Here is a 4499-nt window from a genome sequence, read left to right on the forward strand (position 1 = left end):
CCATGATTACGCGGGAAAGACTACCGGAGCTGCTGCATCAAATGTGGCTGATCCGCTTTTTTGACGAAAAAGTGGACGAATTTTTCGCCAAAGGCTTGATCCACGGGACGACCCACCTGGCCGTCGGACAGGAAGCGTCCGCCGCCGGGGCGATCGCTGTCCTCGAAGACCGGGATAAAATCACCAGCACCCACCGTGGACACGGTCACTGTATCGCCAAAGGAGCGGAAGTGAACCGGATGATGGCCGAGCTGTTCGGCCGGGTCACCGGCTACTGCAAAGGCAAGGGCGGCTCGATGCACATCGCCGATGTGGACAAGGGCAACCTGGGCGCCAACGGCATCGTCGGCGGCGGGATTCCGATCGCGGTCGGGTCCGCTTTGACGTCCCAGATGAAAAAACTCGGCTATGTCACTTTGTCGTTTTTCGGCGACGGGGCGACCAATGAAGGCAGCTTCCACGAGTCGCTCAACATGGCCTCGATCTGGAAGCTTCCTGTCGTGTTCATCTGTGAAAACAACCAGTACGGCATGTCCGGCTCGGTCAAAGAGATGACCAACATCGAAAACATCGCGGAGCGCTCCGCTTCGTACGGCATCCCGGGCGTCGTCGTCGACGGCAACGACATCTTCGCGGTGATGAACGCGGCAGCCGAGGCGGTGGAGCGGGCCAGAAACGGCGAAGGGCCGACCCTGATCGAAGCCAAAACCTACCGCTGGAAAGGCCACTCCAAGAGCGATGCGAAAAAGTACCGCACCCGCGAGGAAGAGATGGACTGGCGCACCAACCGCGATCCGATCGCACGGATGCGGCAGGTCTTGATCGACGAGGCGATCCTGACACAGGAGCAGGCGGACGAGATCGAACAAAAAGCGAAAAAAGAAATCGAAGACGCGGTCGTGTTTGCCGAAAACAGCCCGATGCCTACTCTCGATACGCTGGAAGAAGACGTGTACGCCTAAGGAACGCAAACAATAGAAGGGAGCAGGGACACAGATGAGAGAGATAACCTACTTGGAAGCGGTTCGGGAAGCGATGCAGGAAGAGATGAGAGTCAACCCCGACGTATTCATCATGGGGGAAGATATCGGCGTCTACGGCGGGGCGTTCGGGGTGACGCGTGGCATGATCGAAGAGTTCGGGCCGGAGCGCGTGCGCAACACGCCGATCTCCGAGTCGGCGATCGCCGGTGCCGCCGTCGGGGCGGCGATGACCGGGATGCGCCCGATCATCGAGCTGCAGTTCTCGGACTTTATCACCATCGCCACCGACCAGATCGTCAACCAGGCGGCGAAAAACCGCTACATGTTCGGCGGCAAAGGCAAGGTGCCGATGGTGCTGCGCACCCCGGCCGGATCGGGGACAGGCGCTGCGGCCCAGCACTCGCAAAGCCTGGAAGCCTGGATGGCCCACATCCCCGGCCTGAAGGTGGTGCAGCCGTCCACCGGTTACGATGCCAAAGGACTATTAAAAGCGGCGATGGACGACGACAACCCGGTGATTTTCTACGAACACAAGCTGTGCTACCGCACCAAGGGACACGTGCCGGAAGGGGCCTACTCGATCCCGCTCGGGGTCGCCGACATCAAGCGCGAAGGGACCGATGTCACCATCGTCGCCACCGCGATCATGGTGCACAAGGCGCTGGCCGCTGCGGCTGAACTGGATAAAGAAGGGATCAGCGTCGAGATCGTCGATCCGCGCACCCTGGTCCCGCTCGACGAAGAGACCATCGTCAAGTCGGTCAAGAAAACCGGCCGGCTGGTTGTCGTGCACGAAGCCGTCAAGCGCGGCGGATTCGGCGGCGAGATCGCCAGCATGATCGCCGAGAGCGAAGCGTTTGACTACCTCGACGCGCCGATCAAGCGCCTGGGCGGAAAAGCCGTGCCGATCCCGTACAACCCGATACTGGAGAAGGCCGCCATCCCGCAAGAAGCCGACATCATCCAAGCGGTCAAAGAGACGCTAAACCGCGTATAGGGGGAGAGAGCATGGCAACGGAAGTATTCATGCCCAAGCTGAGCATGACGATGGAGACGGGCACCGTCCTGCAGTGGTTCAAGCAGGAAGGCGACGACGTCCGTGAAGGCGACCTGCTGCTGGAAGTGATGACGGACAAGATCAACATCGAAGTGGAATCATACGCCAGCGGCAAGCTGCTCAAGATCTACTATGGCGCTGATGAAGTGGTCCCGGTCAACCAGGTGATCGGCTACATCGGAGCGGAAGGGGAGCAGGTCCCGGATACGCCGCCGGCTGTCGAGGGTTCCAATGGCGGAGAAGACGGAGCCAATGGAGCCGCCGCTGAAGCCGCTTGTGAGGCGCTAACCTGCGAGACCGAAGAAGATGCCGATGAATCCGCCGGGGAGAAAGTGCGGGCCACGCCGGCCGCGCGCCGCATCGCTCGGGAAAACGGGATTTCCCTGCTCAAAGTGACTGGAACCGGGGAGCGCGGCCGGATCCACCAGGCCGACGTCGAGCGCTATCTGGCCGGTAACCGACAGGCAGAAGTCAAAGCGACGCCGCTCGCGCAAAAGATCGCCGCTGCCGAAGGCATTGCCTTGGGAGACGTGGAGGGAACAGGCGTGCAGGGCAAAGTGCGCAAAGGCGACGTGCTGGCCCATCAGCGCCAAGCCGCAGCTCCTGTCCCGGCGGCAGGAGAGCAGGTCAAGCTGGACGGCATGCGCAAGGTGATCGCCCAGCGGATGGTGCAGAGCGCCTTTACCGCGCCGCATGTCACCCTGGTAAGCGAAGTGGACATGAGCGCCGCGATCGCAATGCGCCAGGCCCTGCTGCCTGTCGTGGAGAACAAGACGGGACTGCGCCTGTCGTACACCGAGATCATCATGAAAGCCGTGGCCTACGGGCTGCGTGAGCATCCGAAGGTGAATGCCTCGCTGCAAGGCGACTATATCGTCTACCACCCGCAGGTGAACGTCGGACTGGCGGTGGCCGTCCCGAACGGGCTGGTCGTGCCGGTCGTCAAACAAGCTGACCAGCAAGGGCTGGCNTGAAAGCCGTGGCCTACGGGCTGCGTGAGCATCCGAAGGTGAATGCCTCTCTGCAAGGCGACTATATCGTCTACCACCCGCAGGTGAACGTCGGACTGGCGGTGGCCGTCCCGAACGGGCTGGTCGTGCCGGTCGTCAAACAAGCCGACCAGCAAGGGCTGGCTGACCTGACTGCCGCCTGCAAGCAGCTGGCGTCCCTGGCCCGCGACAACAAGCTCCTGCCGGAGCACATGTCCGGCGGCACCTTTACGATCAGCAACCTGGGGATGTACCCGATCGACGCCTTTACGCCAATCATCAACCAGCCGGAATCGGCGATTCTCGGCGTCGGCCGCATCAACGAAAAACCCGTCGGAGTCAAGGGTGAGATCGTGCTGCGCCCGATGATGACGCTCAGCCTCTCGTTTGACCATCGGGTGATCGACGGCGCACCGGCGGCCGCCTTCCTGCAGACGGTCAAGGAAGCGCTGGAAAATCCCTATCAGATGATGGTCTAGGAGGAAAGTGATGATGAAAACCTACAAGGTAGCCGTAGTCGGAGGCGGTCCGGGCGGATACGTGGCGGCGATTCGCGCCGCCAAGGAAGGGCAGACAGTCGCCCTGATCGAGGCGGACGAGCTGGGCGGCACGTGCCTCAACCGGGGCTGCATCCCCTCCAAAACTCTGCTGCGCCACGCCGAGGTGATCGAAGACATCCAGGCAGCCAAAAGCTGGGGGATCGAGACCGGAGAGCTGCAGCTTTCCCTGGAGAAGATGATGGCCCGCAAAGACGAGGTGATCAAGCGCCTGCGGACAGGCGTGGCTTCCCTCTTGAAGGCGGGCAAGGTAGACGTCTACAAGGGAAGGGGAACCGTTCACCCGGACAAGACGATTGCCATTGACGGCGCTTCGCCGCAGACGATTCAGGCGGAGCGTGTGATCCTGGCGACCGGTTCGGTGCCGTTCGTGCCGCCGATCACCGGCGTCGATCAGGTGGCGGTTCACACCAGCGACACGATTTTTGGCCTGCGCGAGATTCCCGAGTCGATCGCGATTATCGGCGGCGGGGTGATCGGCGTGGAGTTCGCCTGCATTNCGGGGCTGCATCCCCTCCAAAACTCTGCTGCGCCACGCCGAGGTGATCGAAGACATCCAGGCGGCCAAAAGCTGGGGGATCGAGACCGGAGAGCTGCAGCTTTCCCTGGAGAAGATGATGGCCCGCAAAGACGAGGTGATCAAGCGCCTGCGGACAGGCGTGGCTTCCCTCTTGAAGGCGGGCAAGGTAGACGTCTACAAGGGAAGGGGAACCGTTCACCCGGACAAGACGATTGCCATTGACGGCGCTTCGCCGCAGACGATTCAGGCGGAGCGTGTGATCCTGGCGACCGGTTCGGTGCCGTTCGTGCCGCCGATCACCGGCGTCGATCAGGTGGCGGTTCACACCAGCGACACGATTTTTGGCCTGCGCGAGATTCCCGAGTCGATCGCGATTATCGGCGGCGGGGTGAT

Annotated in this window: 3 protein-coding genes and 2 pseudogenes; all 5 read left to right on the forward strand. The window is 61.8% G+C overall.

The genetic code is table 11. The features are described from left to right. Nucleotides 1-2 precede the first annotated feature (2 nt). Complete coding sequence (locus ACI7RC_RS27545; RefSeq protein WP_408111354.1) at nt 3-962, forward strand: thiamine pyrophosphate-dependent dehydrogenase E1 component subunit alpha; 960 nt, start codon at nt 3-5, stop codon at nt 960-962. A 34-nt stretch (nt 963-996) separates the two neighbouring features. Further along, the gene (locus tag ACI7RC_RS27550) at nt 997-1980 is read left to right on the forward strand and encodes an alpha-ketoacid dehydrogenase subunit beta (protein WP_408111355.1); all 984 of its coding nucleotides are present in this window, start codon (nt 997-999) and stop codon (nt 1978-1980) included. An 11-nt stretch (nt 1981-1991) separates the two neighbouring features. Continuing rightward, nucleotides 1992-3508: pseudogene (locus ACI7RC_RS27555) on the forward strand (dihydrolipoamide acetyltransferase family protein). A 10-nt stretch (nt 3509-3518) separates the two neighbouring features. After that, nucleotides 3519-4085 (forward strand): annotated as a pseudogene (locus ACI7RC_RS27560) (FAD-dependent oxidoreductase); the annotation flags it as partial. A gap of 43 nt (nt 4086-4128) precedes the next feature. After that, nucleotides 4129-4499: FAD-dependent oxidoreductase (locus ACI7RC_RS27565; RefSeq protein ID WP_408111356.1), on the forward strand; the 371-nt coding region annotated here is incomplete at its 3' end.

It is taken from the genome of Brevibacillus sp. B_LB10_24 (assembly GCF_046036945.1).
Classification (GTDB): Bacteria; Bacillota; Bacilli; order Brevibacillales; family Brevibacillaceae; genus Brevibacillus_C.

Bases quoted from the DNA above. Each gene is read 5' to 3' on its own strand.
- ACI7RC_RS27545 (WP_408111354.1), top strand. From the start codon at position 3: ATGATTACGCGGGAAAGACTACCGGAGCTGCTGCATCAAATGTGGCTG.
- ACI7RC_RS27550 (WP_408111355.1), top strand. From the start codon at position 997: ATGAGAGAGATAACCTACTTGGAAGCGGTTCGGGAAGCGATGCAGGAA.